The sequence below is a fragment of the Chitinophaga sp. SYP-B3965 genome, assembly GCF_009647655.1.
Classification (GTDB): domain Bacteria; phylum Bacteroidota; class Bacteroidia; order Chitinophagales; family Chitinophagaceae; genus Chitinophaga.
In genome coordinates, this window is record NZ_WJFD01000011.1 from 1 (window position 1) to 6092 (window position 6092).

The 6092-nt window shown below is 46.7% G+C and carries 4 protein-coding genes; 3 read left to right on the forward strand and 1 reads right to left on the reverse strand.

Annotated elements, in window-relative coordinates; genetic code table 11:
- Positions 1-157: 157 nt before the first annotated feature.
- Positions 158-2752, reverse strand: a complete 2595-nt coding sequence (locus GFS24_RS28900) for a M1 family aminopeptidase (RefSeq protein WP_153666019.1) — start codon at positions 2750-2752, stop codon at positions 158-160.
- Positions 2753-2876: 124 nt separating this feature from the next.
- On the opposite strand from GFS24_RS28900, the gene GFS24_RS28905 reads away from it, so the two are divergent.
- The 3 genes from GFS24_RS28905 to truA all read left to right on the forward strand — a co-directional run bounded on the left by GFS24_RS28905 (position 2877) and on the right by truA (position 5726).
- On the forward strand, positions 2877-3377 hold the full coding sequence (locus GFS24_RS28905) for a biotin/lipoyl-containing protein (protein ID WP_153666021.1): 501 nt from the start codon (positions 2877-2879) through the stop codon (positions 3375-3377).
- 21 nt (positions 3378-3398) lie between these two features.
- Complete coding sequence (locus GFS24_RS28910) at positions 3399-4874, forward strand: DUF4476 domain-containing protein (protein ID WP_153666023.1); 1476 nt, start codon at positions 3399-3401, stop codon at positions 4872-4874.
- A 90-nt stretch (positions 4875-4964) separates the two neighbouring features.
- Entirely contained in the window at positions 4965-5726 is a 762-nt protein-coding gene (gene truA, locus GFS24_RS28915) for a tRNA pseudouridine(38-40) synthase TruA (RefSeq protein WP_153666025.1), read from the forward strand.
- Positions 5727-6092: the final 366 nt, after the last annotated feature.

Here is a 6092-nt window from a genome sequence, read left to right on the forward strand (position 1 = left end):
TATTATCAGGAATAAACTCGTAGACAGGATGTTTGCCGTCATTAAACGACAAACACCCTACTCTGAAAATTTACAGGCAGCTGCCTGATATAAATTTGGAACTATCTTAGAATACACAACGGCGGCTGATAGCACTACTACAGCCGGTTACATCATTTTATTCTTCATTTTTGGTATTCTCTTTGATCTTTTTTGCTACCTGCTGGATATATTCGGCCTGCTTATTCAGCGCGGCTTTGGTATCTCCCGTTGCGGTAGCTGCTTTGTCCAGTTTCTTTTTGGCCATTGGCGTGAGCAGGTTAACGATGTAATTGTTTACCCAGCTGTTGTTGAAATTCTCTACAACGGTCACCACTTCGTCGATGCCTTTGGTTACTACCTGTGTGTCATCTACACTGCCGAGGATGTTGAGGTACATGATAGCAGCGCCGATCTTCTCCTGGCCGGAGGTTTCCTGAAGTTTCTGTGCAAAGAAAGGCACATCACTTACATCTCCGTTTTTGGCGTATACACTGGCGATACCACTACCCAGCAAACCTTTCGCATCTTTTTCCATGGACTTGGCCAGTTGGTAGGCCTTTTTGATATCCAGTTCTGCCAAAGCGTTCAGGGCAGTACCTTCCACGAGATAAGAGCGATCTTTCAATGCGCCTTCGTAAAGGGAAGTGTATTGTGCATCCTTCAGGCGGCCCAGTTGCTTGATGGCAGCTGCACGTACCTGGGATTGGGGATCGGATTTGGCGAGGTCTGTAAGAATGGGCAGGGCAGCGGTTTTTATGTCGTTGTTGTCCAGTTTCAGGCCACTAACCGTGAGGGAGCGGAGGCCTTCATATTTGTCTTTCAGCGCGGCAATTACCGTAGCGCGGGCTGCGGGATTGCTGGTTTGCTGTTTCAGACAGGCTTCTATGGCTTCTCTGCGATCCAGGTAGTTAGGTGCATTTTTGTATTGGAATACATACGTGTTCAGATCGCGGCGATCTGTTTTTTTGACGATCAGTGCTTTATCCGCATCTACGTTGATGAAGTCTGGTTTGGTGCTAACGGCAAATGAGAAGGTGTCTGCTTTCTCCGTCAGGCGTATGTTGTGGCGTTCTTTTTTGCCACCAGCGTAAACATCAATAGCCATGGGAAGGTCCCATACTTTATCACCTTTCTGGCTGATGAACACTTTTGCGGTACCTGCCTGGCTGTAATCATAATTGATATCGAGGGTGGGATAACCTTCGCCAAAATACCATTGATTGAAGAACCAGTTCATATCCTGCCCTGTAACTTCTTCTACTGCCAGACGAAGCTGGTGGGCTTCTGTGGCTTTGAATGCATTCTGTTTCAGGTACAGGTTGAGGGATTTGAAGAAGGCGTCATCACCTACATAATTACGCAGCATGTTTAAGATGCGGCCGCCTTTCTGGTAGGTGATGGCATCAAACATGTTCTCTTTATCGTGATAATGAAAACGTACGAGATGGTGATCTCCCTGGTATTCAGCGGACTCCATGTAATTGTTCATGGCGCTGTAAGCATGTTCATCGGCAGCATCTTTACCGAATTTATGTTCAAACCAGAGGTATTCACTGTAATCCGCGAAAGATTCATTCATGGTGAGATTGCTCCAGGATTCACAGGTGGCAAGGTCTCCAAACCAATGGTGGAACAGTTCGTGAGCGATCACGGCTTCTCCCTGACGGTCATCATCATCCAGCAGTTCACGGTCTGTTTTCTGGAGGAAATCACCGTGAATAGTAGCAGTGGTGTTTTCCATAGCGCCGGACACATAGTCCCGTACGATGATCTGGGAATATTTCACCCAGGGGTAATCGTATCCGAGGACCTTTGAGTAGAAGGTCATCATTTCAGGCGTGTTGCCGAAAATGGCTTTGGCGTGTTGTGCATATTCCTTTTCTACGTAATAGTTCACTTCTTTGCCGCGCCATTGGTCTTTAACCACGGCAAAATCTCCTACGGCCATCATGAAGAGATAAGGGGCGTGGGGGAGATCCATGCGCCAGGTATCTGTACGCGTGCCGTCTGCATTGGGTTTCTGGCTTACCAGTTTACCATTGGAGAGGGAAACGTACTTTTTATCTACCGTCATGCTGATCTCAGAAGTTGTTTTCTGATTGGTTTTATCGATGGTAGGGAACCATACAGAGGAAGATTCTGTTTCGCCCTGCGTCCAGATCTGGATGGGCTTTTTAGGATCTTTGCCATCCGGGTTGATGAAATACAGGCCTTTTGCATCTGTGATGGCGGCACTGCCTTTTACATCTGTTTCGTCCGGTTTTGCGGTATATTCAACAAAAACTGTATAAGATTCGTTGCTATTGTACGTTTTATTGAGTTTCAGGCGAATTACTTTGCCATCGTATTCATATTTGAGGGGACTGCTTTTGGCGGTCTTCAGCATGGCTTCACTGGGAAATTTCACAACAGAAGAGCCACTGGTTTGTACCAGGGAGATCTGTTTGATGTCCATACCTTTTGCATCGAGGGTGAGGCTATCCGTTGGGTAAAAGTGTGGCTGGAGGGTTATCCAGGCCTTTCCGTTCAGGTAACGTTTGGCATAATCAAAACGTACATCCAGCTTTGTGTGAACGAGGTTGTTGATCTTAGTGGAGGAGGATCGATAGATCTGTAGCGCCGGGTCTTCCTTTGCTTGCTCGCCGGACTGCGCGGCCACGGGGGCGTAAAGCCCCATGACAGCGAATCCAACCAGCAAAATGCTGAATGATTTCTTGAGTTGCTGATGCATGTATTGTTATTTAAGACAAAAATAGGCCCTCCTCACGAGGGCAGGGGTCAAATTTAAACAAATGGGCCAAATACAACGCAAGCGGTTAAAATTGTTATTTTTGTAATAGTAGGACAGGTTATTTATGATCAAAGCAACAGTTAACGGCACCCAGCCGTTTGAGATAACCCCGGGTTCCGGTGGTGTAGAATGTAACGGGAAGCAAACAGACTGGAGCGCAGTAGCACTGCCTTCCGGTGGATTCAGCATCTTAATGGACGGGAAAAGTTTTGTAGCACAGGTGGTGAAAACCGACCGGGATGCGAAAACGCTCACCATTCAGATTGCGCAGGCTTTATATGAAGTGGCCCTGGAAGAGCCGATGGACCGTTTATTGGCTTCCATGGGGATCAGCGAAGCTTCTTCCCGGAAGGTGAACGACATCAAGGCGCCAATGCCGGGCATGGTGCTGAAAGTGTTGGTGAGTCCGGGTCAGGCTATTCAGAAAGGGGATCCGGTGTTGATCCTGGAAGCCATGAAAATGGAAAATGTTTTTAAAGCAACGGTGGATGCCGTTGTGAAAGAAGTGAAGGTAACGGAGCGCACTGCCGTTGAAAAAGGGGAAGTATTAATTGTGCTGGAATAATATTTGCATAGAAGAAGCATTATGTATCGATTCAAATTAAAATTATTATATCTGTTCTGTTGCCTGCTGGTATGTTCTGGCCTTGCAGCGCAGGACGCGTCTTATTTCGTGTACATTCAGCACGAGAAGCAGCAGCCCTTTTATGTAAAGCTGGAGGGGAAAATGCTGAGTTCTTCCGTGAAGGGGTATGTGATCCTGCCTAAATTACCGCAGGGCAAAGTACCTGTTACCATTGGTTTCCCGAAGAGTGAGGCACCTGAGCAGTCTTATGTGATCCGGCTTACAGGGCAGCGGGATTATGGTTTTTTGCTGAAGAATACGGGCGAAAAGGAGTATGCATTGTATGATCTGCAAACTTTTGCTACGCTGAAATCCGGTGGTGGTGCGGCGGCTGCGCCTTTGCAGGAGAATGTGACGGTTACCCGGATCTCCAGTGAGGGTTCAACGGCAGAACAGAAGGAATTGATGAATAATGTGCAGGCAGATGTGGAAACGGCGTTGGCGGCTAAAAAGCCGGATACGCTCGCGCCAAAGAAAAAGGGCTCCTTTGCTGAGGCTTTGGACAGGGTGGTAACAGACGACCGTCCGGAAGATATGCCTTTAGAAGCGCCGAAACCTAAGCCGGTTGTGGTGGCTGCTCCTATTGAAGCAGATGTTGTACCTGCTGCTGAAGCACCTCCGGTGAAGAAACCAAGAGGCAAAAAGAACCGTAAAGAGCGGGAGGCTTTGTCTGAAGAGGAGCAAAACTTATTAAGCAGTGTGATGGAGGATGAGAAGAAAGCGGCTGCGGATGAAGCGGTGGCGACAGCGGTTCCTGCTATGGTAGATTCTGTTTCTGCGACTATGTCCGATACCGTGAGCGGTGGGGAAGAAGTGCCTGTAGCGAAGAAAGAACGTAAACCTAAAAAGAAAAAAGAACAGGCTGAGCCTGAATTCATAGATTTTAATTCTACAGCAAAACCTGCTGCTGCAGCGCCTGTTGTGGAGAAAGTAGTACCAGAGGAAGAGACGGCTGTACAACCAGAGATAAGTGCGAAAGATGCACGGGAGGCTAAACGTGAGAAACGTAAGGCAGAAAGAGAAGCGGCAGAACGTGCGGCATTTGTGAAGGATAGTATTGCGAATGCGGAATTTAATACTAGTACGCCAGTTGCTGAGGCTCCTGTTGAAGAAAAGAAGTCTTCCATCAAAATGGTGAATTCTGATTGTGAGAAGATCCTGGAAGTAGATGCGTTCCGCAAGCTGCTGCGTACGATGAATAGCAAGAAGAGTGATGATGATATGGTGGATGCATTCAGGAAGGGTACGCGGTCCGTATGTATCAGTACCGAACAGATCCGTGCACTGACGCAATTAATATCTACAGAAGAGAGCCGTTACCAGTTATTGGATGCGGCATATGCAAGGACCTATGATACGCAAAACTTCTCTACTCTGGCGGACCTGCTGAAGGAAGATTATTACAAAGGACGTTTTAAGGCGATGATCAAGAAATAATTCCATGTACATTATATATACAAATGGCGAATGACGGTTTGGAACGTTGTTCGCCATTTGTCGTTTTAAATTTCTTTATTTTCGCGCAACATGGCCAGGTATTTTTTAGAAGTAGCTTATATGGGGGCTCGTTACAGCGGCTTCCAGGTGCAGGAAAATGCAATTACCGTACAATCAGAAGTAGATCGTGCGGTGGGCTTGCTGATGCGGGAGAAGATCATTACAACGGGATCCAGCAGAACGGATGCGGGGGTGCATGCGCGGCAGAACTTCCTTCATTTTGATACGGATACTGCATTGCATCCGCAGTTTACTTATAAAGTGAATGCGATCCTGCCGCCGGACATTGTATTGAAGGGAGTGTACCTGGTGCCGGATGAACTGCATAGCCGGTTTGCGGCAACGGGGCGTGCGTATGAGTATACACTATATACCTATAAGGATCCTTTTTTGCGTGACCGCGGCTATTTTTATCCTTACCGGATGGACATGGGGTTATTGCAGGAAGCGGCAGAGATCATTAAAGAGTACATTGACTTCAGTACTTTCTCCAAGCGTAATACACAGGTGAAAACATTCAATTGTAATATATATACTTCACAATGGACGCAGGAAGAAGGGCGTATAGTCTATAACGTGAGTGCGAACAGATTCCTGCGTGGTATGGTGAGAGGCTTGGTGGGCACGATGTTGCGGGTGGGAAGAGGTAAGCTGACGTTGGATGAATTCAGGGCGGCGATCCTTAGTAAGGATTGTACGAATGCCGATTTTGCGGTGCCGCCGGAGGGATTATGTTTGATGCAGGTGATGTATCCTGAGGGAACGTTTAATGCTGGAATGCTTGCTGGGTAATGGTTTGCAGGCATGTTCAAAAAATAGATAAAAATTCTTTTCAAAACATTTGGAAGTAACGGGAAAAAGTCTCTACCTTTGCATCCCGCTAACAACGGAAAACGTCTAGTTCTTTGCACAGTTTTCTTCCTCTCTATTGGGTTTCAAAGCCTTAACAGTGTTGGTTTTCCGAGGTTACTTAATCAGAAAAAAGATTAAAATATTTCTTCAGAAAAATTTGGAAGAGAATAAAAACTCTCCTACCTTTGCACTCCCATCGAAACAGGGTGTAGGAAACGGGGAAAGCGAAACAAGAAAAAGTTCTTCAAAATATAATGAGATGTAGGCGTAAGGCCGAGGGGATCGAATCTCCACCATCTACCAATT